General features: G+C 39.6%; 24 protein-coding genes and 1 pseudogene. 13 read left to right on the forward strand and 12 right to left on the reverse strand.

What is annotated here, in order from left to right; all coding sequences use genetic code 11:
- Positions 1 to 25 precede the first annotated feature (25 nt).
- The 3 genes from FFL34_RS11815 (at position 26) to FFL34_RS11825 (ending at position 1392) form a co-directional block, all read left to right on the forward strand.
- A complete protein-coding gene (locus tag FFL34_RS11815; RefSeq protein ID WP_138603605.1) occupies positions 26 to 448 on the forward strand; it encodes a hypothetical protein in 423 nt (140 codons plus the stop codon).
- 236 nt (positions 449 to 684) lie between these two features.
- Complete coding sequence (locus FFL34_RS18280; RefSeq protein ID WP_171046351.1) at positions 685 to 855, forward strand: hypothetical protein; 171 nt, start codon at positions 685 to 687, stop codon at positions 853 to 855.
- A 54-nt stretch (positions 856 to 909) separates the two neighbouring features.
- The gene (locus FFL34_RS11825; protein ID WP_138603606.1) at positions 910 to 1392 is read left to right on the forward strand and encodes an ArpU family phage packaging/lysis transcriptional regulator; all 483 of its coding nucleotides are present in this window, start codon (positions 910 to 912) and stop codon (positions 1390 to 1392) included.
- Between the two features lie 310 nt (positions 1393 to 1702).
- Here the strand turns inward: FFL34_RS11825 and FFL34_RS11830 are convergent, their stop codons facing one another.
- Positions 1703 to 2896, reverse strand: coding sequence for an IS256 family transposase (locus tag FFL34_RS11830; RefSeq protein WP_138603607.1), 1194 nt, complete (start codon positions 2894 to 2896; stop codon positions 1703 to 1705).
- 281 nt (positions 2897 to 3177) lie between these two features.
- Between FFL34_RS11830 and FFL34_RS11835 the strand changes: the two genes are divergently transcribed.
- Complete coding sequence (locus tag FFL34_RS11835) at positions 3178 to 3612, forward strand: GtrA family protein (RefSeq protein WP_234031488.1); 435 nt, start codon at positions 3178 to 3180, stop codon at positions 3610 to 3612.
- Positions 3613 to 3665: 53 nt separating this feature from the next.
- Here the strand turns inward: FFL34_RS11835 and pstB (FFL34_RS11840) are convergent, their stop codons facing one another.
- The 7 genes from pstB (FFL34_RS11840) to FFL34_RS11870 all read right to left on the reverse strand — a co-directional run bounded on the left by pstB (FFL34_RS11840) (position 3666) and on the right by FFL34_RS11870 (position 10327).
- A complete protein-coding gene (gene pstB, locus FFL34_RS11840) occupies positions 3666 to 4442 on the reverse strand; it encodes a phosphate ABC transporter ATP-binding protein PstB (RefSeq protein WP_138603609.1) in 777 nt (258 codons plus the stop codon).
- 13 nt (positions 4443 to 4455) lie between these two features.
- Positions 4456 to 5322 carry a phosphate ABC transporter ATP-binding protein PstB gene (gene pstB, locus FFL34_RS11845; protein WP_411712867.1) on the reverse strand — a complete coding sequence of 289 codons (867 nt, stop codon included), beginning with the start codon at positions 5320 to 5322 and terminating at the stop codon, positions 4456 to 4458.
- The gene (gene pstA, locus FFL34_RS11850; RefSeq protein WP_138603611.1) at positions 5297 to 6184 is read right to left on the reverse strand and encodes a phosphate ABC transporter permease PstA; all 888 of its coding nucleotides are present in this window, start codon (positions 6182 to 6184) and stop codon (positions 5297 to 5299) included. The genes pstB (FFL34_RS11845) and pstA overlap by 26 nt, the downstream gene beginning before the upstream one ends.
- Positions 6184 to 7116, reverse strand: a complete 933-nt coding sequence (gene pstC, locus FFL34_RS11855) for a phosphate ABC transporter permease subunit PstC (RefSeq protein WP_138603612.1) — start codon at positions 7114 to 7116, stop codon at positions 6184 to 6186. The genes pstA and pstC overlap by 1 nt, the downstream gene beginning before the upstream one ends.
- Positions 7117 to 7188: 72 nt before the next feature.
- Positions 7189 to 8091, reverse strand: coding sequence for a phosphate ABC transporter substrate-binding protein PstS family protein (locus FFL34_RS11860; protein ID WP_138603613.1), 903 nt, complete (start codon positions 8089 to 8091; stop codon positions 7189 to 7191).
- A gap of 164 nt (positions 8092 to 8255) precedes the next feature.
- On the reverse strand, positions 8256 to 9635 hold the full coding sequence (gene pnpS, locus FFL34_RS11865) for a two-component system histidine kinase PnpS (RefSeq protein WP_138603614.1): 1380 nt from the start codon (positions 9633 to 9635) through the stop codon (positions 8256 to 8258).
- Complete coding sequence (locus FFL34_RS11870) at positions 9632 to 10327, reverse strand: response regulator transcription factor (RefSeq protein WP_138603615.1); 696 nt, start codon at positions 10325 to 10327, stop codon at positions 9632 to 9634. Before FFL34_RS11870 ends, pnpS begins: the two co-directional genes overlap by 4 nt.
- 159 nt (positions 10328 to 10486) lie before the next feature.
- On the opposite strand from FFL34_RS11870, the gene FFL34_RS11875 reads away from it, so the two are divergent.
- Positions 10487 to 10732, forward strand: a complete 246-nt coding sequence (locus FFL34_RS11875; RefSeq protein WP_138603616.1) for a hypothetical protein — start codon at positions 10487 to 10489, stop codon at positions 10730 to 10732.
- A gap of 148 nt (positions 10733 to 10880) precedes the next feature.
- Here the strand turns inward: FFL34_RS11875 and FFL34_RS11880 are convergent, their stop codons facing one another.
- A complete protein-coding gene (locus tag FFL34_RS11880) occupies positions 10881 to 13328 on the reverse strand; it encodes an IS3 family transposase (RefSeq protein ID WP_138603617.1) in 2448 nt (815 codons plus the stop codon).
- A 162-nt stretch (positions 13329 to 13490) separates the two neighbouring features.
- On the opposite strand from FFL34_RS11880, the gene FFL34_RS11885 reads away from it, so the two are divergent.
- Entirely contained in the window at positions 13491 to 14609 is a 1119-nt protein-coding gene (locus tag FFL34_RS11885) for an IS3 family transposase (RefSeq protein WP_138603618.1), read from the forward strand.
- A gap of 636 nt (positions 14610 to 15245) precedes the next feature.
- On the opposite strand, the gene FFL34_RS11890 is transcribed toward FFL34_RS11885, so the two are convergent.
- Entirely contained in the window at positions 15246 to 16439 is a 1194-nt protein-coding gene (locus FFL34_RS11890) for an IS256 family transposase (RefSeq protein ID WP_138602395.1), read from the reverse strand.
- Positions 16440 to 16647: 208 nt separating this feature from the next.
- Here FFL34_RS11890 and FFL34_RS11895 point away from each other — a divergent pair, with 208 nt between their 5' ends.
- The 3 genes from FFL34_RS11895 to FFL34_RS11905 all read left to right on the forward strand — a co-directional run bounded on the left by FFL34_RS11895 (position 16648) and on the right by FFL34_RS11905 (position 19025).
- Positions 16648 to 17445 (forward strand): ParA family protein, encoded by a 798-nt coding sequence (locus FFL34_RS11895; protein ID WP_138603619.1) that lies wholly within the window; start codon positions 16648 to 16650, stop codon positions 17443 to 17445.
- Complete coding sequence (locus FFL34_RS11900; RefSeq protein WP_138603620.1) at positions 17429 to 17674, forward strand: hypothetical protein; 246 nt, start codon at positions 17429 to 17431, stop codon at positions 17672 to 17674. The genes FFL34_RS11895 and FFL34_RS11900 overlap by 17 nt, the downstream gene beginning before the upstream one ends.
- Positions 17675 to 17954: 280 nt before the next feature.
- On the forward strand, positions 17955 to 19025 hold the full coding sequence (locus FFL34_RS11905) for a tetratricopeptide repeat protein (RefSeq protein WP_138603621.1): 1071 nt from the start codon (positions 17955 to 17957) through the stop codon (positions 19023 to 19025).
- 54 nt (positions 19026 to 19079) lie between these two features.
- On the opposite strand, the gene FFL34_RS11910 is transcribed toward FFL34_RS11905, so the two are convergent.
- Positions 19080 to 19601, reverse strand: a complete 522-nt coding sequence (locus FFL34_RS11910) for a hypothetical protein (protein WP_138603622.1) — start codon at positions 19599 to 19601, stop codon at positions 19080 to 19082.
- A 243-nt stretch (positions 19602 to 19844) separates the two neighbouring features.
- Between FFL34_RS11910 and FFL34_RS11915 the strand changes: the two genes are divergently transcribed.
- The 4 genes and pseudogenes from FFL34_RS11915 to FFL34_RS11930 all read left to right on the forward strand — a co-directional run.
- Complete coding sequence (locus FFL34_RS11915; RefSeq protein WP_138603623.1) at positions 19845 to 20777, forward strand: tyrosine-type recombinase/integrase; 933 nt, start codon at positions 19845 to 19847, stop codon at positions 20775 to 20777.
- A gap of 35 nt (positions 20778 to 20812) precedes the next feature.
- Entirely contained in the window at positions 20813 to 21181 is a 369-nt protein-coding gene (locus FFL34_RS11920) for a MarR family transcriptional regulator (protein ID WP_138603624.1), read from the forward strand.
- A 261-nt stretch (positions 21182 to 21442) separates the two neighbouring features.
- Positions 21443 to 21808, forward strand: coding sequence for a hypothetical protein (locus FFL34_RS11925; RefSeq protein WP_138603625.1), 366 nt, complete (start codon positions 21443 to 21445; stop codon positions 21806 to 21808).
- Positions 21793 to 22992: pseudogene (locus FFL34_RS11930) on the forward strand (ATP-binding cassette domain-containing protein); the annotation flags it as partial. The gene FFL34_RS11925 and the pseudogene FFL34_RS11930, both read left to right, overlap by 16 nt.
- A 54-nt stretch (positions 22993 to 23046) precedes the next feature.
- On the opposite strand, the gene FFL34_RS11935 reads toward FFL34_RS11930, so the two are convergent.
- Positions 23047 to 23337: a cupin domain-containing protein gene (locus FFL34_RS11935; RefSeq protein WP_138603626.1), complete on the reverse strand. Its 291-nt coding sequence runs from the start codon at positions 23335 to 23337 to the stop codon at positions 23047 to 23049.
- Positions 23338 to 23756: the final 419 nt, after the last annotated feature.

Here is a 23756-nt window from a genome sequence, read left to right on the forward strand (position 1 = left end):
ATTTAGTGAACGGGGTGAATGTAGAATGACTGACCAACTGCCTGACAAGATCATTCATATGGATCAAATTCGAATCAATCGGGGGATGGAAAAGATATGTAAGTGCCAAAAAAGAAAATACATGCTTGACACACGAAATAGAAGCGTCATGTGTTCAAGCTGTGGGGCAATGATTGATCCCTATGATGCCATGTATGATATGGCGTCACGTTGGGAGCAAATGAATGAACAATTGGAATACATGCTTGAACAACGGAAGCGAATTATTAACTATAAGCCATGGTTAAAGACCATACGTCATTTAGAGCAAAAGTATCGAGGAAAAAAGATGCTGCCCTCCTGTCCACGTTGTGAAGAACCGTTTTATCTGGAAGAATTAACGTCTTGGACTGGGCGGCATTTTGGGGATGCGAGGATACGCAAATGGAAGGAAGAGCATCGTGACTGATCACATGGCTCATCAATTACACGTTTATGAATACCTAGGAAAAATGTCTGATCCATTGTATATGGCCATGAAGAATCGCTATTTATTCCTGAAATAAAGGCAACTGTTCAGGTAAATCAGCATGGCCTGTACGAAATGGTCACTAAATCAAACCATGAATGCTATTCAAATAAAGAAGACTTATATGATTGTGTCAGTGAGATTTTAAGTAATAACTTATAAAGGAGGATATAGTTGTGTCTCAAATTGATCAAGCGTATATAAAACAAGAATGGGATTATTATGATATGAACCTGGCTAAAGCTTTGGAATCTATTCAACAAGATGATTTGGATCATGCCTCAATTTATTTTCAACGGATAACATGGGTCATGCATTCATTGGCTAAGCATCATCCTGCCAATTGACGAAAATCTGGGTTGAAATCAATATCTGAGATGTAAGAAAGGGTGAATCGCTTCATGCAATTCAGCACGGATGTTGAGAACATATTCACGCAAGAGGAAATTGAAGACATTTTAAAGGATGAACAGAATTTCTATATTGAACATGCGGAAAAAAACTGGCTAAACCGGTATTTTAAAGTTAAAGCCATGGCGAACGAAACGAAGGTACCAAGCATCGTTTCATCTATATCCGATATGCCTCATGGATCCAGCAATTTCAAAAAGAGCAAGACAGAAATGTATGCTCTAAAAACAATACAAGCATCAGAGTGGTTAGAAATTTTGCATTCAACCATTCGTTCATTAAATCCGATTGAACAAGAATTGATAGAATTGAAGTATTTGCATAGACGTCATGACGGTTCTCGATATAGTGACGAGGTCATTTATCCGCAGCTATTTGTCGGTAAAACGAGGTATTATGAAATAAAGAAAGAAGCATTGGAAATACTCGGACGACATCTATACGGTGTCTTTGCTGAAAGGGGATTTTCTTGATGATGGGAGTTGTTCATACAGTCAAAAAATCATTGCTTATCATGTTATTCTTTATAGTGTTTATTGCTTTTTCAATTTTCTGTGGCATTATATTCCTGGCTGTCTTCCAGTGGTTTATGCATACCGACATGTATTTGAACATGGTTTATTCCGCCGAGTTTTGGTTATGGGTGTTAGGTATTCCATTTATCATCATTTTCCTCATGACTTGTGCGAAGTTATAATGCATAAAGCGTTAAAAGGGGGCGTCAACAAGTTTGTGTAAATGACCCTATCCCTTTTGAATTGAGTTAGCTAAGGTTTTTACCGTTTAAACCTGCTCTTCTAACGATTCAAACATCTGCAGTAATTCAGGCTTTGCCTTTCCAAAGCCCTTGTGGCACCGCATACCGAACTTATGATTATAGTCTAAAAACTGGGTCACCAGGAAACGTTCCAGGGCATCTTCGTTGGGAAACTGTTCTTTGCGTTTAACGTAGCGTTTGATTTCCTTGTTAAATCCTTCGATGAGGTTTGTTGTATAGATGCTGGGTCGGATGGATGCCGGAAAGTCATAGAACGTTAATAAACGGTCCTGTTTCATCACCGCATCGACAGCACGCGGATATGTCTTATGCCATTTGGTTTGAAATTGGTCCAGGGCATTCAGCGCCTCCTGGCGGCTTTCAGCCTCGTAGACAGCCTTGAAGTCATCCAGAATGGCGGCGCGATCTTTCACACGCACTTTGTTAGCGATGTTGCGGGAAACATGAACGCAGCACACCTGATGTTTAGCTTTTGGGTAGACGCGATGCAGGGCATCCGTCATGCCGTTCAAACCGTCCGAAATAAAAAGAAGGACGTGCTCGACACCGCGTTCAGATAAACGCTGGATCAGCTCTTCCCACACCTCGGCGGATTCCGTTGGGGCAATGGTAAAGTCCAGCACTTCTTTGCCGCCATCCTCCGCAATGCCAATGGCGATATAGACCGATTCTTTTTCCACGCTTTGGCGCCGGATCGGGATTTGTGTGGCATCCAGATAAATGCAGACATAGTGCTTTTCCAACTGTCGTTCATGGAAAGCCTGGACGTCTTCAGACACAAGCTTTGTCAGATTGGATACGGTCTGTTTGGAATAATGCTGACCGTACATTTTTTCGATCAAATCGGCGATTTCATCCGTTGTGATGCCTTTTTCGTACAAATGGATGATAAACTGTTCCAATGTGTCGTTGGAACGCTTATAAGGCGCCAGAGTTTGTTGCTGAAAGGCACCGTTGCGGTCTCTGGGAATATGGAGCTCAAGGCTGCCGTATTCCGTTTTGAACGTCCGGCCGTAAAATCCATTACGGGAATTACCAGAGTTAACACCAGCCTGTTCATAAGGTTCATAATCCAGAAAAGCCGTTAGTTCATGTTTTAAAAGCTGATTGATCGCCGTTTCCAAATGACGGCGAAAAACTTCCTCAATATCTTGTTTTTGGGCTAGTGCTTCAAGCAAATCTGTAGTAAGATGGCTCATAGGGAAGACCTCCTGTGGGTGTTTTGTGACTAACTCTATTCTACAGGAAAGGGTCTTCCTTTTTCTATGACCATCTTTCATCATAGCTGTTTACACAAACTATGTTACGCTCTCGCGTGTTAAAATTGGTTAATTACTGATCACTCAAACTTCGCAGAGTGACTAACATTTTAAAAAGCGCAGTTCTCCGGCTCGCTTTTGATCATTCGGGATCAGCATGGACACTTGTGCACAGCTTGCCGGGGTATGTAACAAGACAGGCTTTATGAAGAGGAATACTCATGTCACAACAAAAACGAGGCCCGACGCAATTTTTGCAGTTTGGTGTTATTGGTTTGGCCAATGCAGCCATTGATATAGGAGCATTGAATCTGTTACTGATTTTATTTCATACGGATTCTAAAGGATTGCTTTTATTATATAATACCATAGCGTATTCACTGGCTGTGGCAAACAGTTATTTCTGGAATGGCACTATCACGTTTAAGCGTTCCTCTGAAGGAAGCAATCGTCAGCGTATATTGTTTATTGTTCAAGGGTTAGTCAGTCTTGGTGTGAATAATCTCACTTTTCTTGGTACGAATGAATTGTTGAACTTTATTGGTATTAATAACTTGCTGCAATATAATTTTTCTAAAGGAATGGCAATGTTTCTCTCATTTTTGGCAAGTTTTTTCATGGTGAAATACATTGTGTTTCGGGATTATCAAAAGTGACAAAATATTTAGTGTCTATAGAGTAACACCGTTTGGTGGCTCTGTTTTTTTTATTAACCAAACCGGCCAGTAATATAATCCTTTGTTCTGCTATCTTTGGGATTTGTGAATAAAGTGTTCGTATCAGATGATTCCACTACCTCACCGTGTAGAAAAAAGACCGATTTGTCCGATATTCGCGCCGCTTGTTGCATGTTATGTGTTACTACAACAATCGTATATTTAGTCTTCAATTCCGTTATTAATTCCTCTATTTTTAAAGTAGAAACGGGGTCTAATGAAGACGTAGGTTCATCCATCAAAATCACTTCTGGTTTGTTAGCTAATGCTCGAGCTATACACAGTCTTTGCTGCTGCCCGCCAGATAATCCCATGGCATTACTGCTGAGACGATCCTTCACTTCATCCCACAGGGCAACGTCCTTCAGGGATGATTCAACAATGTGATCAAGCTTTTTCCTGTTTATAATTCCATGAATCCGCGGACCGTAAGCGACATTATCATAGATTGACTGTGGGAATGGGTTACCCTTTTGGAAAACCATTCCTATCTGTTTTCTTAAATTGACTAGATCAATTTTACTGCTTAAAATATTTGAACCGTTATAGTTAACTTCACCAGTCATTGTTACAGTTGGAACCATATTGACCATTAAATTGAGTGTTTTTATAAACGTCGATTTACCACACCCGGAAGGTCCGATAATGGCAGTTATTTCATTTTTTGACATGGATAAATTCAGGTTTTTAAGCGCATGAAAATGTCCATACCATAGATTCATATCCTTGACTTCAAATATTGAACGGGCTTCTGTTGATACAACGGCCATGTCACTTCCCTCCTTAGCCAAATCGGCCTGAGATATAGTCTTCAGTTTGTTGTTGTGCAGGGGCAGCGAAAATAGTTTGTGTATCATCATATTCAATAACACTCCCATTTAAGAAAAAGGCTGTTTTATCGGAAATCCTTGATGCCTGCTGCATATTATGGGTCACAATGACTATAGAATAGTTGTTTTTAAGTTGTAGTATTAACTCTTCAATTTTTGCATTTGAAATAGGATCCAGTGATGATGCAGGCTCATCCAGCAATAGCACATTTGGTTCCATCGCAAGCGTTCTGGCTATACAGAGCCTCTGTTGTTGCCCGCCTGATAATGATGAAGCACTCTCATGGAGTCTATCTTTTACCTCATCCCAAAGAAATGCTTTTCTTAAACTTTCCTCTACTATTTGATCTAATTTTTTTCTGCCTTTAGTTCCGTAAAATTTCAGTGCGTGTGTGATATTATTATATATAGACTTGGGAAAAGGATTTGGTTTTTGAAAAACCATTCCTATCTCTTTTCTCAGGGCAATAACATTGATGTCTTTGTCAAGAATATTGACATCTTCATATACTATTTCCCCTTGACTGTGGGCAATTGGGATCAAATCATTCATTCTATTAATACTTCTAAGAAAGGTCGACTTTCCACACCCTGAAGGCCCAATCAGTGCTGTTACCGAATTTTTTTCTATATCAAATGCTGCTTTTTTTACCGCTTCATTGTCTCCATAAAAGATGCTTAAATCTTTAATGCTCAAAATGATTTCCTTATTGATATGATTCGTTTGCTGGCTCTTCGTCTCCGGTTCGGTTTGTAATCTGGTTAACTGCTTCATATTTATAGACACCTGCCTTTTATCTGCTGGCTGTAATTTTCCTATGAACGAGTTTGCCTGCCCAGCGAGCCAATAAATTAAACATTAATACACAAATAACTAATACAGCCGATGATCCGTCAGCAATTCTTTCTACGTCTGGCATAATTCCATTTGTATTGACTGCCCATATATGCACAGCTAATGTCTCTGCCGGTCGAAAGAGATTTAATGGTGATGTTTCTGAAAAGGGATTCCAATTGCCATAATCCAATCCAGGGGTAGACAAACCAGCTGTAAAAAGCAATGCAGCAGCTTCTCCAAAAACACGGCCTGATGCAAGAATTGTTCCAGTTAAAATACCGGGAAAAGCACCAGGTATCAGGACTGTTTTTATTGAATGCCAATGAGAAATTCCCAGTGCTAAACTTGCTTCCTTTTGTTCTCTGGGAACTGCTCTGATCGCATCTTCACTAACACGAACCATAACAGGAATATTAAAAATGGTTAATGCCAGTGCACCACCAAGAATTGAATATCCCCATCCCATTGCATTTACGAATACAAGTAAACCAAACATGCCAACCACGATGGAAGGAAGGGAGGCAAGCAATTCAATGCATGAGCGAATAAAACTTGTCACTTTGTTCTGTTTTGCATACTCGGCCATGTAGATTCCACCCAGAACCCCTAATGGGACAGTTATCAACATGGTGATGAATAACACGTAGAACGAGTTAAATAATTGATCCCGTATGCCACCGCCTGCACTAACCGTACTTGATTCAGTGGTTAAAAAACGCCATGAAATGTCGGGGACACCTCTGGATAAAATGAAGAAAAGTAATCCAGCCATTATGATGACGATAATTAAAGCTAGTGCAACAAAAACACTTGTGGCGATTCGGTCTGCTACCTTGCTTTTCATTAAATTTTCCTCCTAGATGACAAAAAGCGAATGATTAGAATAAATAGGAATGAAATAATTAGCAAAATTAATCCCATTGACCACAATGTATTATTTTCAACACTGCCGTAAGCGGTATGGCCCATATTTAACGTGATAATGGTCGTTAGCGTTGCTGATGGATCCAATATTGAAGATGGAAGGTCATGAACGTTTCCGATTACCATTTGAACTGCAAGTGCTTCTCCAAATGCTCTTGCCATTCCTAAAACAATTGCAGTTAATAAAGAGGGCAAGACTGCTGGAATTAAAACCTTCCGTATTGTCTGCCACCTTGTAGCCCCTAATGCGTAAGATCCTTCGCGCAAGCTGTCCGGTATTGCCCCCATTGTATCTGTCGCAATGGTCGTAATAGTCGGCAAGATCATAACCGATAGTACAATGGTTCCAGCCAGCAGGCTAAATCCGGCCTGTGGGGCTTCAAACGTATTGCGGATAAATGGGACCAATACTGTTAGACCTATAAATCCATAGACAACAGATGGAATGCCGACGAGTAACTCTATAACAGGCTGTAAAATCTTTTTCCCCCACGACGGCGTTACTTCTGTCATAAATATAGCTCCACCAATACCCAAAGGCGCGGCGACTAAAGCTGATAAAAATGTAACAGCAAGAGAACCGAAGATAAAAGGCAGCGCACCATATTGAGGATTTTTACTACTAGTGGGATTCCAGTCACTGCTGGTTATAAATTCTATTGGACTCACACCATTTACTAAAAAAGACTGAAGGCCTTTAACTGTAAGAAAGGCAGTAATTGAAATCGTTGCTGCAATCATAATGAGCGCACAAAGTGTAACGAGGAAACGTCCTCTCAATTCACCTTGTGAACCCTTGTTATTTGATTTAAGCAGCCTCTGTCTTGCTGTTGAAGTTTCAATCTTTTTCATGAAATCAGCACTCCTAAAGAAGTTCTTGGCAGGGTGAATGTATAATTTCTCCCTTTGTGCTTCATTTACTTTTTATTTATTTGTCAGGTTTCCTTTCGCATCGCGCTCTACTTGCATTTTCGAAGCAGCGATATAGCCTTGCTCAGGAACTAAACCGCCCTGTATGTCATCACTCAGCAGATACTGTAAGAACGCCTTTGTTAACCCGTCAGGTTCGCCTTTTGTGTAGGCGTGCTGGTAGGCCCATACTGGAAATTCACCGGATTGAACATTTTCATCTGTAGCTTCTACCCCGTCAATAGACAAAGGTACGACAGAATCCTTATCAGTGAAGTATGAAAATGCCAAATATCCAATGGCGCCAGGTGTTTCTTCAACAATCTTTCTCACTGTATTTGAAGAATTTTCGGTTACCCCCTCTGCAGGTGTTGCACCATTTAAAGCAAAGTTGACAAAAGTTGCACGAGTACCGGATGAATCCGGGCGGTTAACTAATGTAATGGCCTGATCGTTCCCTCCAACTTCCGACCAGTTGGTTACTTCTTTAGTGAATACCTTACTTAAGTTTTCCTTAGACAGGTTATCAATGCCTGCTTTTGGATTTACCGCAGCGGTTATACCAACCACAGCGACCTTGTGATCTACTAATTCATCAGCAGGGATTCCGTCTTTTTTTTCCGCGAAGACGTCGGAGTTACCAATCTCTACTGTCCCTTCAGAAACTTCACTCAATCCAGTACCAGATCCACCAGCATTAACTGTTATATCTGTTTCAGGATTTTGCGCCGTAAATTTTTCTGCAGCTGCAGCAACTAGTGGCTGCATGGCACTAGACCCAGACACGACTATAGAACCACTATTTCCACCTGAGCTTGTGCTATTTTCCTGCTCTTCTTTTTCCGCACCGCATGCTGCAAGCACCCCAAAAATTAAAACAAATAGTACAAAGATTCCTAGTAGCTTAATCTTCTTCATTTCTGTTCCTCCCTTACTCATTATTTCTTTCAATGATAGAGTAACTGATAGATTTTAATTTTTTGTTAAGCATGTGTTAGGATGTTGTAAATCTTAAAATATTTCTCGTTTAAAAAACGATAGTACCTTTAAGCACTATCGCCTCGTCTGTAAATATATCGCTATTAATTTATATACTTGGGAAAAGTAAGTTTAAATGTTGTGCCTTGTCCTAGTTTGCTGTCCAGTTCAATCTTACCATTATGGGCTTCAACGATGTGTTTAACAATCGCCAGACCAAGTCCTGTACCACCTGTATTCCTGCTTCTTGCTTTATCAACACGGTAAAACCGCTCAAATATTCTTGACCTTTCTTCTTCTGGAATTCCTATTCCAGTATCACTTACTTTTATTTTTATCATGTCGTCTGTGCCATCCATTGTTAAGTCTACCTTACCTCTGGCAGGGGTATAGATCATTGCATTCGTGATTAAATTCAACAAAACCTGTTTCATACGATCAGTGTCCCCAGTCATTACAAGGTTTTCACTTATAGATGAAGAAAAATGAATTTGCTGTTGGGCTGCCTGTTGATCCAGAAATGGCCGAATCTCTTTAAAAAGTCCAGCTAGATCAATTTCTTTTGTCTGTAACTGAAGTTCATCTTTTTCCAGTTCAGATAACTCCAGTAAATCCTGAACCAGTGCCTGCAGCCGTTTACTCTCATCAAATATTGTTGTTAAAAATTGCTTATTTAACTCCGGATCGTTCATTGCTCCTTCTAGCAGCGTTTCAGCAAAACCTCTGATCGAAGTAACAGGTGTTTTCAATTCATGAGAGACATTTGCAACAAAATCTTTCCGCATTTGCTCCAACTGTTTAAATTCGGTTATATCATGAAAAACTAAAACAGTTCCCTTTAACCTGTTTGCTTCATTAAGAATCGGAGCCCCTACGATTTCAACGAACTTACTGCCTAATTCCATTGAACTTGTAAAAGAGTCTGTAATTTCTTTTTCGTAAAGAAATGCTTCTTGTACTGCCTTATGGATGCTTTGTTCATCAATAATGTTGTAATAGAGATAGCCAATCACGTCTTGGGGGTCTATGCTGAATATAGACGAAAATTTTTGATTAACTAAATGAACATACCCCCGTTCATCGATCAGCATTAACCCACTGTCCATATTATCAACAACTGTCTTTAACTGGCTTTCTTGCATCTTTTCCTGGATGGTCATTTCCTGTAGGTTCCGTGCCAGCTCATTGACTGAATTGCTAAGTTTACCTGCCTCACCATATGGAGAGACATAAGTTCTAACTCGATAATTACCTTTAACTAACTCATCTGCAACTCTGGTTGCAGAACGAACTGGTTTAATATATTTGTCAAAAAGATTAACGATCAGGATTAAAAATATAATTAGGGATCCAAGTAATGTAAGACCAACAATTACTTTCCCGGCTGGAGACGTTAAGGGCATGACAATGGCCCCAATTCCCAGTAAAACCAGAATAACGACAGCAATGTAAGTGAAGAATAATCGAGAATTTGATGTATTCATGAATGGGAATCCTCCATCTTATATCCAAGTCCATGAACCGTTTTGATATAAACGGGGTGTTTCAAATCAGGTTCAATCTTGTCTCTCAAATGACTGACATGAACATCGACGGCTCTCGTGTCTCCTGCAAAATCATAGTCCCATACAGCCATCAATAATTGTTCTCTCGACAAAACCTTGCTTTTATGTTTTGCTAAATAGTATAGTAATTCAAATTCTCTCCTTGTAAATTGTAAAGGTTCGCCATTAATCGTTGCTTCATACTGCTCTGGATATATAGTTAAGTCTGCAATGTGTATGGTCGATTCATTGCCAATCTCTTTTTTATTTGTTCTTCTCAGGATTGCTTTTACTCTCGCAACCACTTCCTTTGGACTAAATGGCTTGGTTAAGTAATCATCTGCACCTAACTCCAGTCCCAGCACTTTATCAAGTTCATCCCCTTTAGCTGTAAGCATAAGTATTGGTGTATCAATGTTTCTATGCCTTAATTGCTTGCACACCTCTGTTCCTTCTAATTCGGGAAGCATTAAATCTAATATGATTAAATCAAAAGAAGAACTGGTTGCTTTTTCTAATCCGCTTGTTCCAGTGTATGCAACTTCAGTCTTAAAGCCAGCTTGTTCAACATTGTACTTGAGTAAAGTTACGATTGAAACTTCATCATCCACTATTAGTATTTTTTGATCCATCTTACACACCCCCTATACCTGTATAATTTCATGATACAACGAAGGAATGACTATGTGAACAATTAGCTTAAATACAGCAATAAAAAAGACGTTTTAGCAAGAAATGGCTGCCTTTTTGGAAAATGTTTTTAATATTATCAATGGATTGTGTTATGGTTAATGAGTGAATATGATGGTTGTAAGAAACTGAAGGTGATTGAAATGCAGAACTTAAAAGGGATTAAAAGGCAATCTTTTCACCAGATGCCGCCATTCAAAGTGACAAACAGACCTGATGTTGCTGATAAATTAGTGAGTTGGATTGGTATAAAACCATTAGATGCTAATCAAAAGAGATTTCACAAAGGTCAAGTCATAACAATGCTGATTAAGGTGGACCCCAGTGTCAAGACACATATTTTATAAAAATAAGGTGAAAGTGAATCATCCTTGTCATCCTTTCCATCTTAAAAAGGGCTTCTTTCCTATGTCAGGTTCTGTCAAGGGGCGTATTTTCCCTTGACGGGTTCTGATATGGGAAAGATAATGAGCAGAAGATGGAAAGGATTAAAGCCTACTGAAAATAAACGGATCCAGGTGTTTGATAGTTTAATGACTGATGAGGACGCTCATGGTTATAGAGTTCCATATACGCCCGTATATTGTTGCGTGCTTCTCTTGGCGTGTTATAGTCTTTTAAATAAACCTCTTCATATTTGAGACTGCGCCAAAAACGTTCAATTCTAATGTTGTCCAGGGCACGTCCTTTGGAGTCCATACTGATGCTTATGGATGGATGTTCCTGCAACAGGCTGATATAGCTGGAACTAGTGAAATGGCTGCCCTGGTCACTATTGAAAATTTCAGGTATTCCGCCAACTGTGAAGGCGCGCTGGACAGCTTTCAGAACAAAGTCCATTGCTAGTGTCTGATCCAATTCCCAACTGATAATGCATCGGGAGTACCAATCGATGACAGCGGTTAAATACATCCAGTTTCGATGCAGGCGAATATAGGTAATATCAATACTCCAAACCTGATTGGGATGATCAATCACCAAACCTTTCAACAGGTAGGGGTAAACCCGGTGCTGCAGATTATATTTATTTTCTTGAGACGTTTGTAATGACGTTTTTGTTTGTCCATATGAAGTGCTCGGTTCTGTTTGTTGATTTTTTAAGCGATAACGAAGCAGACGTATGCCGTTTAAGATGACGACTAGAATACTGCCTTCGTGTGCCAGCATGCCGATGGACATGTTCATCCAGTTACTGAAGAAAAGGCCGGAGAACAAGACGACGACAACCCCGATGGCAATGGTAATGTTTTGCTTCATGTTTCTGGAAATGGCTTTGCTCAGACCGAGGGCATGGGCGAGATGATTGAAATCTGATTGCATCAAGACGACATCCGATGTCTCGATCGCAACGTCTGTTCCACTTCCCATGGCAATGCCGATATCTGACAGTGCCAGCGAAGGACTGTCATTGATGCCATCACCGACAAACGCAACGATTTGACCGTCTGCCTGTAGTTTTTTGATATAATTTGATTTATCCTCAGGCAGCATATGCCCATGTGCTTCGGTTAGTCCGATTTCATTGGCAATTAAATCTACTGTTCCCTGGTTATCCCCTGATAGGACAATCAGGTTCTTAGCGCCGAGATTTTTCAAGTTTTGCAGTTCTTGTTTGACGCCCGGCCGAATTTGATCCCGGATACCCATCAGGATTTTTAATTCACCATCAACTGCTGTCAGAACAAGCGAATTGCCATTCTTCTCATATTGTTTGATGTCTGCTTGAGCTTCTTCACTCAAAGTGACAATTTCTCTTCTCATCAAAGCTGCGTTTCCGACTGCAATACGATGGCCTTCTACGGTTGCAATCACGCCTTCACCCTTGACGACTTCGGTTGCTTCGACTGGATAAAGCGATGTTTTCCCAATGTTGTCAAGGACCGCTTGTGCCAGGGGATGGTCTGATTCACGCTCGACACTTGCCAAATAGCTGAGAACCTCATCGGTATTTTCTCCGTAGAATTGTTTTTCGGCGACTTCAGGATTTCCAACAGTTAATGTTCCGGTTTTATCAAAAACGATGGAATCTACTTTGCTGAAGTCGTTGATGACCTCACTTCCCTTCAAGAGAACGTCATTACGTGCGCCGTTTCCAATGCCGGAAACATTCGAGACCGGGACGCCAATGACCAATGCGCCAGGACAGCCGAGAACAAGCGCTGTAATCGCCATTTCAGTATTCTGTGTTAATATCCAAATGATGATGGCGATGCCTAAAATAGCCGGGGTATAGTATTTGGAGAAACGGTCGATAAACCGTTCAGCTTCTGATTTGGAGTCTTGTGCTTCTTCAACCAATTCAATGATCCGGCCAAATGTTGTGTCTTCTCCAACGCGGTCTGCCTGAACCTGAACCGTTCCATTTTCCAATATGGTGCCGGCGAACACGTCCTCGCCTTCTTTTTTGCCAACTGGAACGGATTCTCCAGTCACACTTGCTTCGTTCACATGCCCTTCACCGGTCAGGACAGTTCCATCTACAGGAACACTTGAACCGGTTCTGACCAATAAAGTGTCGCCTTCATCTACGTCAAACACGTCCACTTCCGCAAATTCGTCATCGCCCATTTGCTTCATGGCTGTTTCTGGGGCCATATCTGTCAGCTCTTTGATGGCTGAACGTGTTTGATTCAGGCTGCGCTGTTCCAGATAAGCACCGAATAAAAACAGGAACGTGACAATGGCGGATTCTTCATAGTTTTGAATGATGACAGCGCCAACGACAGCGATTGTAACCAGTACATCAATACTGACGACTTTTACTTTTAAAGCCTGGTACGCCTGGATGGCTATCGGAGAAATTCCGAGAATCGAAGCAATGATCAACGCCCCGTTAAATAACATCATATTGTCTAAACCAAATCGAACCAAGAAACCAAGTGCAATTAAAACAGCGCTGATGACGGTAATCTGATTCTTCTTACTTAAAATATACCTTTGCATTTTGCTCCCCTCCACATTTGATTTTTTCAAAGTGCCTCATTAAGTTAGGGCAACACCTTTTAAATCACATTGACATGTCTGATTTGTTCTATCTTCAGTATAGAGTCTTTATAATGGACCCAAGATTTTAGACACGAAAAAAGGAGATGTTAAGGTAGGTATATGAAACGCAAAAGATATACACCAGAATTCAAATCACAAATCGTGTTGGAAATCTTGAAGGAAGAAAAGGCAATGAGTCAGATTGCTTCGGAACATGGGATTCATGTGAACCAGCTTCATAAATGGAAAACGCAGTTCCTGCAAGAAATGCCACAGGTCTTTGAGAAACAAAACAAAGACTTGGAAAAAATGAAAGCTGACTATGAAGAAAAGCTGGAAAGCCTCTATTCGGAGGTTGGTAAGTTAACCACGCAATTGTCGTGGATCAAAAAAAATCTGGCATCTACAACGACTAGACGGGAACGCATGGAAATGGTGGACTGGGATGATCCTGAACTGCCCATCTCTTGGCAGGCCGACCTGCTTGGGATCAATCGTTCCAGCCTTTACTACAAGCATGTTCAGCCGTCACCGGAAGAGGTTGCCATTAAACATCAGATTGATGAGATTTATACCAAACACCCGTTTTTTGGCTCACGCAAGATTAATGAAATACTAAAGAATAAAGGAGTGAATATCAACCGTAAAAGAGTGCAACGTCACATGCGTGAAATGGGTATACAAGCCATTTATCCGGGTCCTAATTTGAGTAAACGCAATCTGCAGCACCGTATTTATCCATATCTGTTGAAAGGAGTGACGATTACCCGTCCCAATCAAGTGTGGAGCATTGACATAACATACATTCGCCTGTATAACAGCTGGATGTATCTAACGGCCATTATCGATTGGTATTCTCGCTACATTATCAGCTGGGAATTAGATCAGACGCTGGCAATTGACTTTGTCCTGGATGCCGTACAACGTGCATTCACGGTTGGTATACCAGAAATATTTAACAGTGACCAAGGCAGTCATTTCACCAGCCCAAAATATATTAGTCTTTTAAAGGAGCATCCATCCATACAGATCAGCATGGACTCAAGAGGCCGGGCATTGGATAATATCATGATCGAACGCTTTTGGAGAAGCCTTAAGTACGAAGAAGTCTATTTAAAAGACTATGGCTCCCCAAGAGCAGCCAGAAGCAATATAAGAGACTACATGAACCTTTATAATCATGAACGGCCTCATCAATCATTAGATTATCAAACACCAGCATCTATTTATTTCAGATAGTCCGTTATCCTTTCCATCTTGGCGCAATTATCTTTCCTGTGCCAGAACCTGTCAAGGGGAAATACGCCCTTGACAGAACCTGACACAGGAAAGAGCTGGTTAGTAAGATGGGAAAGGGAAAACAATGATAACCCCACCTTATTTTTATAAAATTTGTGTCTTGACGATGGGGTCCACCTTACTTTTTTATAACATTACTTTGATGTGTATCAAGTTTAATAAGTCATTTGGGAGAAAAGGCTTGTTTTTTCCTTGAGATGGATGCTGTCAAACTAAATAAAAAATAAGTCGAAAAATGGGACATTGACTTAAAATCGAATTTGCCTATCGACATAGAGATAGGGGGCGTCAATAATTTTGTGTAAATGACCCTATTCCTGTAGAAGGTTAGCCATTGTTTTTCAAAGTTTCAAGATTAGGTGGCTGCTCTAAGCCACAGCGGCAGCTGCTTGTCCTTGACCCTGCGCCTCTTCTTCGTGATTCGCTGTGTTGGGTTCAGGGACCCGGCCAGCGAGAACGTAGAAGAGATCGGTCGTGGTACGCTCGGTGTGCGGATGGAGCCCCTTGAGGGCTTTATTTTGCCCAGCCGCCATGTACACACCACCACGACCGCAAGCAGGGTCAAGGATGGCGGTGTTAAGCCTGATTTTCCAGCGCTTCAAACATCTGCAGTAGTTCGGGCTTCGCCTTTCCAAATCCTTTGTGGCACCGCATACCGAATTTATGGTTGTAATCCAAAAATTGGGTTACCAGAAAACGTTCCAGGGCATCCTCGTTGGGAAATTGTTCTTTGCGTTTGACGTAGCGTTTGATTTCCTTGTTAAATCCTTCGATGAGATTTGTGGTATAAATACTGGAACGGATGGATACCGGGAAATCATAGAACGTTAATAAGCGATCCTGTCTCATCACTGCGTCGACAGCGCGAGGATACGTTTTGTGCCATTTATTTTGAAATTGGTCCAGGGCACTAAGAGCTTGCTGGCGGTCCTCAGCTTCGTAAATAGCCTTGAAATCATCCAGAATAGCCGCACGATCTTTCACACGAACTTTGTTAGCGATATTGCGGGAAACATGGACACAGCACACCTGATGTTTGGCTTTTGGGTAGACACGATGCAAGGCATCTGTCATGCCGTTCAAGCCGTCCGAAATAAAGAGAAGGACATGTTCAACACCGCGTTCAGATAAGTGCTGTACCAACTCCTCCCACACATTGGCGGATTCCGTTGGGGCAATGGTAAAGTCCAGTACTTCTTTGCCGCCATCTTCTGCAATGCCAATGGCAATATAGACCGATTCTTTTTCAACGCTTTGACGACGAATCGGGATCTGGGTGGCATCCAGATAAATGCACACATAACGTCGCTCCAGGGTTCGCTCATGGAATGCCTGAACATCTTCTGACACAAGCTGTGTCAGATTTGAAACGGTCTGTTTGGAATAATGTTGACCATACATTTTTTCGATCAAATCAGCAATTTCATCCGTCGTTATGCCCTTTTCGTACAAATGGATTACAAATTGTTCCAGCGTGTCGTTAGAACGTTTATAAGGCGCCAGCGTTTGTTGCTGAAAGGAACCGTTGCGGTCTCTGGGAATATGCAGCTCAAGGCTGCCGTATTCCGTTTTGAACGTTCGGTCATAGAACCCGTTACGGGAATTACCGGAGTTAACGCCGGCCTGCTCATAAGGCTCATAGTCCAGGAAAGCCGTTAATTCGTGTTTTAAAAGCTGATTGATGGCTGTTTCCAAGTGATGGCGAAAAATTTCTTCAATATCCTGCTTTTGGGCTAGTCCTTCTAGCAAATCTGTAGTAAGATGACTCATAGGGAAGACCTCCTGTGGGTTTTGTGTGCTAACTCTATTCTACAGGAAAAGGTCTTCCTTTTTCTATGACCATCGTTTAGGTATATTCATTTACACAAACTATTTTACGCTCTCAATAAATATGAAAATATGAATTTATATATTTATTTACACGTATAAATATTGTAATATATAAATAAGGAAACTCTAATGCAAGGGAGGCCCTGATATGGCAATAACCATTACAATGGGGATACAAAAAGGTGGTAGCGGCAAATCGACAACAACTGGCATTTTGTCTCATCTTTTAGGTGAGGATGGTTATCGTGTACTAGCTATTGATATGGATTCTCAAGGGAATCTATCAGAACTATTAACAAACAAGCCGGCGAATAACTTTGTAGAACATTCTATTTTAGAAGCCATGCAATATAATGATCCTAAAAAATACATAGTAAACATTAATGATCACTTAGATTTATTAGCTGGAAACAATTTTCTAGCCACCTTTCCAAGATGGATTTATACAAGTAGACGATACACAGGGGAAAAAATACCTTACTCAGCCAACCCTAGCCTTATATTAAATCGTACGTTGGATGTAGTTGCTAATGAATATGATTTTATCGTCATTGATACGCCACCATCTTTATCAGAACAGACCACGAATGCACTAGCTGCCAGTGATTATGTGGTCGTGATGTATGAATGCTCGAACTGGTGCTATTCTGCCATTCCTAATTTTATGGACTCCATTACTGCTGCTCAAGATGTAAGTAGTAAAAACGTGGAAGCAATTGGTATATTACGTACAATGAATGACATTCGTCGTAATGATGCTAAAGCATTTAATAACTTAATAGCAGAAGACTATCCATCATTGGTGTTTGACACTATTATTACAAGAAAAGCCCCGATTGGAAGACTATCACTATACGGATTTGAAGATAATAAAGAATTGAACAAAGCTATTTATCAATATAAAACATTTTATAAGGAGTTGATAAACCGTGTCCGGAACAAATGATATTATGGAACAAAAGCGGGAAGAACAAAGGAAACATAGTGCTGCCCAAGCGATGAATCAGAATTTAAATACGAATAATTCCGACCCAGGCGAAAATGAACGCAAACGTTTTACGCTCGATATTCATAAAGATCTGCACTATGAACTAAAATTACAAAGTCTAAAACAGGGTAAAAAAATGTATGAATTAGTGGAAAAAGCGTTAAAGGATTACTTTAAAAATCCTTAACAAGTTAAAGTGGTATAAGATTCATGTAAAAAACGACTTAACTTATGAGAGTTTGGTCGTTTTTATTTAAAATTTCGTCTTTCTGAAAGATAAAAAGAGCAATAAAAATGGGGTTAATTTTCCTAGTTCCACAATACCAACTTTTATTAAACAATAAACATTAGGGAGGAAAATTGACTCAGAACGAATGTTCGTGTAATATGTAAATAACAATAGTCAAAAACACTAAGATCCGACAACAAGAACTACGACAAACTAATAAATTCGGTGAGGTGGAAAGATGGGGGTAACCAAAACAACTCCTTCTTTATTGGAGGACTTTCATGCGAGTATACAGAAAAAAGACCTTAATAAAGCCGCAGAACTTGATGATCAAATTCAAGAGCAGGAATTGAATCAAATTGAAGCTAGGAAAATATACCTACTCAATAAAGCGGAGTTCCAATTGTATCAGCAAAACATTTCCAGAGCTAAAAATACCATTTCCTATATAGAGGAACGGGTAGAAGATAGTGATCAATATAGCCACTATCGTATTAAATTTTTAAAAGGGCTGCAAAAATACTTTGAAAAAGATTACCATGAAGCACTATATTTTCTGAAATTAGCTAAGAACAATATGAATAAGATCAGCCCATTGGAACTTGCTGCATATTATTATCGTATAGCCAAGGTTTATTACAAACTAGACAAAATTGTTCTTTCTATTCAATGTGTCCAAATGGCTTATCAGATATACGAGCAAAATACAGAATACAAGATGATGGCCAACTGTTATATCCAATTAGCATCAAGCTATCAGGAGATAAAACGGTACACGGATGCTGAACGTTACTATCGACTGGCGCTTGAGGTGGGAAGTAAAGTAAACTACCAGCAATTAAACATGAAGATATATCTCAATATCGGTTTTCTATATAGTGAGCAAGATAAGCCAGAGGTTGCAGTCCGTTATCTTCAACAAGCTTTAGAGAGTTCAGATTCAGAGAACAGTAATTTTCATACAGAGATTTATTTCCTTTTAACAAAACAACTTTATATGTTGGATCGGATTGACGAAGGGAATAAGTGGTACAACTCGGGTATGGATTTATGCAAACAAACTAATAACCAAGAATACTACTGCCACTTCCGAGGACTAAAAGCAATATATAGTCCAGATCATAAGAAATTGTATGACTTCGAGTCAGAATTTATAAATATAGTAGATTACTTTATGGAAAAGAAATTATGGTATTCTGTGAGGGAATACAGTGAACTGTTAGCCACTTATTACCAAGACGTCGAGCAGTATGAACAGGCTTGTGAATACTATGACCTGATGTTGTTCGCTCGTGATAATCTACATTAATATTTTAAGAAGAAATCAAAGAATAACGACAAAAATGGCGGAGGTTTTCCTCCGTCATTTGTTTTCAGATTGTTGTTTGATGCGGTTTTTAAAAGTCATTTTAATAAGCTTGAATTGAAATTCACTACAATTATTAATGAAGTTTGCAATGGCCAATTCCACAACCTGACCAATAGTAGCGTTTGTGAAACCGGAAAGAAAGTTTGTATAATTAGGTAGGACTCGAAGCATTAAAGAGATTTTGTCATCATTCCATTTGAGGTTATGTTCGGTCATGACTTTTTTAAGTTCTATAATACGTTCGGTACTATAAACATCTGTCGTTTGTTCGAAATGAATAGGATTGTCTAATGTTTTTATATCATCACACATTTTCTCAAAAAGATGGGATTTATGAAAAGCAGGTATTTCCTCTACTTCATCAGCAATAAATAAATCAGATTCTCGGATCAAAGCATTTGCTAAAAAACTCTGAGTAGAAAAAACATCTGTACAAGAATCAAAGATATATTTGAACAGTGGATAAATTTTATAGGAAACTGGTTTGTGTATACCTCTTCGTTCTTTTTTATTCATCACTATACTCCTACATAAATAATTTATAAATATTAGTTTACATGTAAATAAGGTGAAATACAATATCGACTGTTTCAAAAGTAAGAAAATGGAATTAAAAGGAAAATCAAACTCGTAACAGAATAGGTATTATGTTACGAGTTTAATAGAATTTCTTGCCTAAAACATGGAATGAACGAAAATGATATGCTAAAATGAAGGCAGAAAACTCGTAACAGAAATTTTTTGGAAGGAATGTCGCTTATGGAGAGAGTTGTAACCTTTCCGAATCATCAAACATTAATCGAAGAATACAGGGAAATTTTATCGGGAAAATCTGATAAAACTTCAGATGCTTATATCAGATCTATCAGACAATTCATGGAATGGGTAATACAAAAACCGGGAAGTAATGGCATATTCCGAATGGAGTTATTTACCAAAACAGCAGTCGAAATGTTTATGGAAGAATTAGACCAACAAGGATATAGTGTCAATCACCGAAAACGAATGAAATCAGCATTATCCGGTTTCGCTAAATGGCTGATTGAAGAAAAAGAATTATTGGATAAAAATCCAACGTCTGATGTTGATATCCCAGTTCAGCCCCTCATGGCTCCACGTGAGTTAACGGATGACCAGCGTTTCATTTTGCGTAACCTTGTAGAACGAGAGAATGATGTTCGTGGACAAGCATTATTTGCACTTGGCTATTGGGCGGGCTGTCGTGTTAGTGATGTATCCTGGCTTAAAATGGACAATATCTATATCGGACCAAAAATCGGTTGGCTTAAAGTTGGCTATAAAAATGATAAGATGCGGGAGATTGATATATTAAATAAGGTAAGAAAACCACTCGAAGATTATTTGGAAAGTAGAAAAGATAACAACAGTCAATATGTATTTACATCACAACGGGCTGACCGACTGACGGAGCCCGGTATCCACCATTGGTTCCGTAACTTGCGAGCAAAAGCAACAAAAGACGAATGGGAGTACGTCCAAGATATAACGTTTCATGATCTCCGGCACGATTTTGCTCACCGTGCAAGAGAGGGTGGTTGGACACTCGAGGAAATTGCATATTATCTTGGCCATGTTACGAAACAGGGGATTCCGGCAATTGAAACAACGGTTCGTTATACGCAAGCTGGAAGGAAACAAATGAAAGAAAAACTGAAATGGATCAAAGGATAATTTAAATAAGGTGTGGATATTAATGAAAAAAACTATTGCAGGAGAGTTTATTTATCAGCCGTGTTCAATTTGTGGAACATGGGCAGATGATGGAGGATTTAAAGAAGGGCAATTTGTTTGCCACGATTGTTTGGATCACCAAAAGTCAACTACTGAAAACAACATATAATAAGGAAGAAATACGCATGTCTATTTTTAATGACCAACTAACAGATTTGGAAAGAAAGATACTCACTGTTTTGCAGCACAATAACAAAAAAGGGCGAATTCCTTCCCTTACAGAGTTGCAATTCCGGTTAGGGCATAGTGGTGACGAAATTCAAGAAATTGTAAATGATCTAATCGAACGTAGATGGATTGAAGTAGAAGATGGCGAGTGGATTGTGATTAGAAAGCTGTTCTAACTACCATCCTAGGTTACATGTAATATTCTGTTATGGCTAAAAGTGTCGTATTATGTTATCATTTCCAATAAATAAATAAAAAAACCCACCTATACATTTTATTTAATCTTTATCTAGTTTGACCTCTAGGAGATTAAATAAAATCACAGGAAGGCGGGATTCATTATATAATTCTATGGATAGTTTACCATATAGATAGAAAATGTCAAAATGAATCCTTTTTTCTTACATGTATTGTGATGGGAAGGAAGGAGAAAATTTATGTCAGATAACCAGAATAAAGGACAATTCAAATATTTTAGATACGTTGATACTGATAAAAAAGAACCGATCATTAGAAAAAGAAAAGGAAAAATTGAAAAATACGAAAAACAAGTAACAGACAGGGTCTACTTTAATCCTGAAGATGTTTTCCGTTTTAATCTAGAGAATATTACACCTTCTGTTTCTATCGATGATGGTGGAGGTTTCACGCAATACCATAATTATTTATGGCTGTGGACGCAGTTCATTGGTGGAATGCCAGTTCTAACATATATGGCTATCCGAAAATACATATTCGATTATGCGGATAGAGTAGGGGCCTCCGATGAATTTATTGCATTCCCTCCATTGCTCGTCATTTAGGAAGCAGCCTCAACAATATGACATACATTTTTGATGAACCGAGTGCAGGGCTCCATCCCGAAGAAGTGGCCATGTTAATAGACTTACTTAAAACACTTAAGGCACAGCACAATACAGTCATTGTTATTGAACACGACCTATCCATCATAAAAGTAGCCGATGAAATAATCGAGATGGGACCCGGGGCAGGTATCGACGGAGGAGAGGTTGTTTATCAAGGAAAATTGGAAGGATTGAAAAACGCGCAAACGGCCACAACGCTTAACTACAAACTTAACATCAACCAAGCTCCAAGAGAGATAACAAGTTATTTTTCGATGGAAAACATAAGTAAACATAACCTGAAAAATATCAGCGTAACTATTCCTGAAAAAGCCTTCGTTTCCATATGCGGGGTCTCGGGTTCAGGTAAAAGTTCCTTGATGTTGGAAGCATTCCCGGAAAAGTATCCAGATGCCATTATGGTATCTCAAGACAGTATAGGGGTCTCGAGCCGATCGACACTAGCGACATATATGGGGATCATGGATGATATCCGGTCCATATTTGCCAAAGAAACCGGACAACCAGCCGGATTGTTCAGCTTTAACTCGTTAGGAGCATGTCCTGTCTGTAAAGGAAAAGGCGTCGTCACGCCAGATGTAGCATTTGCAGATCCAGTGACGATTACGTGTGAAGCGTGTGGCGGTACCAGATATTCTGATGAAGCGTTGTCCTATCGATATGGCGATAAAAATATAGTAGAAATCTTAGAATTAACGATAGACGAGGCGATGAACTATTTTAACAAGCCTAAGATCGTCAAAAGCGTGAATACCCTAAAAGAGGTAGGATTAGGATATCTAACTTTAGGGCAAACGACAAGCTCTTTAAGCGGAGGGGAAGTTCAGCGTCTAAAACTCGCCAGCCATTTAAAAAAGGAAGGACAAATCTACATATTGGACGAGCCTTCCTTAGGATTGCACATGAATGACAATAAACAACTGTTAGATGTGTTTCAAAATCTCGTCAACAAAGGCAACTCCGTTATTATCATTGAGCACAATCCATACTTTATAGCGGCAAGTGACTGGGTAATCGAATTAGGTCCAGGAGGCGGAAAAAAAGGCGGGCATATTATCTTTGAAGGCACACCGGAAGAGATGTTAACGGCCGAAACATTGACGGCGAAATGGCTAAAGTAAGTGCCAGGCACATGCACCATTCAGAATTGCGTGTGCCTGGCACTTCACGTTAGCCTAGCATTTCATGACCAAAATAGAAACATCACTTAAAGCCTTAAGGGAATGGCGATCACGTGGCTCCATATGCAGAATATTTTCTGCATTGACGATTTGCGGCTCTTGATTAACTGTAATCTCCACATTTCCGTGTTTCACGAAAACAAATACATGCTTTGGTGAATAATGTTCACGAACAATCTCGCCTTTCTGAAGTTTAAGATGCATAACCTCTCGTTCATTATCTCGGAAAATTCGTTTTCTATCGGATGGTTTTGTTATTTCATGAGATACAGAATAAGTATCCATAGTTGTCACTGCCCTTCTCGAATTGCTAAATGTATATATATATCATAGTGTAATAAAGACTTTCATATTATTGAGTGATATAAACCACACTTTTTTGGACATACCTGTACGAATTTTTGTATTTATCAAGCTATTAATTGACAATTTTTATAATTATCTGCAATACTAGAGAGACCGAAATAGGAAAATTTTGTGTAAAAGGAAGGAATTCGTGGAATAAGGTGAAAAAACGTTGTCTATAGTATAGATAGTGTTTTTTCTGTCAAACTGCAGGTGGCCTTTTTCCGCGTACTATGTTTTAAATAAAGTTATCATCTTTATGAGAAAACGTGTGATTACAGAACACTCAGTTGACCATGTTGAAAGCTGTATTCCAATGAACCAGAGGACGACGCGGTGGTTGGGTGACAGAAGGGGTG

It is taken from the genome of Lentibacillus cibarius, assembly GCF_005887555.1.
Lineage (GTDB): Bacteria > Bacillota > Bacilli > Bacillales > Amphibacillaceae > Lentibacillus > Lentibacillus cibarius.

Bases quoted from the DNA above. Each gene is read 5' to 3' on its own strand.
- FFL34_RS11870 (WP_138603615.1), bottom strand. From the start codon at position 10,327: ATGGATCAAAAAATACTAATAGTGGATGATGAAGTTTCAATCGTAACT.
- FFL34_RS11860 (WP_138603613.1), bottom strand. From the start codon at position 8,091: ATGAAGAAGATTAAGCTACTAGGAATCTTTGTACTATTTGTTTTAATT.
- FFL34_RS11890 (WP_138602395.1), bottom strand. From the start codon at position 16,439: ATGAGTCATCTTACTACAGATTTGCTAGAAGGACTAGCCCAAAAGCAG.
- FFL34_RS11935 (WP_138603626.1), bottom strand. From the start codon at position 23,337: ATGGATACTTATTCTGTATCTCATGAAATAACAAAACCATCCGATAGA.
- FFL34_RS11895 (WP_138603619.1), top strand. From the start codon at position 16,648: ATGGCAATAACCATTACAATGGGGATACAAAAAGGTGGTAGCGGCAAA.
- pstA (WP_138603611.1), bottom strand. From the start codon at position 6,184: ATGAAAAGCAAGGTAGCAGACCGAATCGCCACAAGTGTTTTTGTTGCA.
- pstC (WP_138603612.1), bottom strand. From the start codon at position 7,116: ATGAAAAAGATTGAAACTTCAACAGCAAGACAGAGGCTGCTTAAATCA.
- FFL34_RS11815 (WP_138603605.1), top strand. From the start codon at position 26: ATGACTGACCAACTGCCTGACAAGATCATTCATATGGATCAAATTCGA.
- FFL34_RS11830 (WP_138603607.1), bottom strand. From the start codon at position 2,896: ATGAGCCATCTTACTACAGATTTGCTTGAAGCACTAGCCCAAAAACAA.
- FFL34_RS11915 (WP_138603623.1), top strand. From the start codon at position 19,845: ATGGAGAGAGTTGTAACCTTTCCGAATCATCAAACATTAATCGAAGAA.
- pstB (WP_138603609.1), bottom strand. From the start codon at position 4,442: ATGGCCGTTGTATCAACAGAAGCCCGTTCAATATTTGAAGTCAAGGAT.
- FFL34_RS11825 (WP_138603606.1), top strand. From the start codon at position 910: ATGCAATTCAGCACGGATGTTGAGAACATATTCACGCAAGAGGAAATT.
- FFL34_RS11875 (WP_138603616.1), top strand. From the start codon at position 10,487: ATGAGTGAATATGATGGTTGTAAGAAACTGAAGGTGATTGAAATGCAG.
- FFL34_RS11905 (WP_138603621.1), top strand. From the start codon at position 17,955: ATGGGGGTAACCAAAACAACTCCTTCTTTATTGGAGGACTTTCATGCG.
- FFL34_RS11880 (WP_138603617.1), bottom strand. From the start codon at position 13,328: ATGCAAAGGTATATTTTAAGTAAGAAGAATCAGATTACCGTCATCAGC.
- FFL34_RS11910 (WP_138603622.1), bottom strand. From the start codon at position 19,601: ATGAATAAAAAAGAACGAAGAGGTATACACAAACCAGTTTCCTATAAA.
- FFL34_RS11885 (WP_138603618.1), top strand. From the start codon at position 13,491: ATGAAACGCAAAAGATATACACCAGAATTCAAATCACAAATCGTGTTG.
- pnpS (WP_138603614.1), bottom strand. From the start codon at position 9,635: ATGAATACATCAAATTCTCGATTATTCTTCACTTACATTGCTGTCGTT.
- FFL34_RS11925 (WP_138603625.1), top strand. From the start codon at position 21,443: ATGTCAGATAACCAGAATAAAGGACAATTCAAATATTTTAGATACGTT.
- FFL34_RS11835 (WP_234031488.1), top strand. From the start codon at position 3,178: ATGTCACAACAAAAACGAGGCCCGACGCAATTTTTGCAGTTTGGTGTT.